Origin of the sequence: Streptomyces toxytricini, from assembly GCF_014649915.1 — a bacterium.
Lineage (GTDB): Bacteria > Actinomycetota > Actinomycetes > Streptomycetales > Streptomycetaceae > Streptomyces > Streptomyces toxytricini.
This window is the reverse complement of the sequence record NZ_BMTY01000051.1, coordinates 1-601: the sequence shown is the minus strand read 5'-3', so window position 1 is coordinate 601 and position 601 is coordinate 1. Positions and strand designations below refer to the sequence as shown.

Annotated in this window: 1 protein-coding gene; it reads left to right on the top strand. The window is 67.7% G+C overall.

Annotation, left to right across the window (positions count from 1 at the left end; all coding sequences use genetic code 11):
• Positions 1 to 25: 25 nt before the first annotated feature.
• A partial coding sequence (locus IE170_RS32280) for a GTP-binding protein (RefSeq protein ID WP_189813035.1) occupies positions 26 to 601 on the top strand: 576 nt, incomplete at its 3' end.

Sequence of the window (601 nt, the reverse complement as noted above, 5' to 3'; positions counted from 1 at the left end):
GTGACACTGCTCGAAAGGGTGCTCAGTGGACTTCGCAAGCTCTAACGGCGGGGCGGCTCGCTCCACCACCTCCGCGAAGATCGTGGTGGCGGGCGGCTTCGGCGTGGGCAAGACCACGTTCGTCGGCGCGGTCTCCGAGATCAACCCCCTGCGCACCGAAGCCGTCATGACCAGCGCCTCCGCCGGCATCGACGACCTCACCCACACCGGGGACAAGACGACCACCACCGTCGCCATGGACTTCGGCCGCATCACCCTGGACCAGGACCTCATCCTCTACCTGTTCGGCACCCCCGGACAGGACCGCTTCTGGTTCATGTGGGACGACCTCGTCCGCGGCGCCATCGGCGCCGTCGTCCTCGTCGACACCCGCCGACTCGCCGACTGCTTCCCCGCCGTCGACTACTTCGAAAACAGCGGCCTCCCCTTCGTCATCGCCCTCAACGGCTTCGACGGACACCAGCCCTACACCCCCGAAGAAGTCCGCGAAGCACTCCAGATCGGCCCCGACGCCCCCATCATCACCACCGACGCCCGCCACCGCGCCGACGCCAAGAGCGCCCTCATCACCCTCGTCGAACACGCCCTCATGGCACGGCTG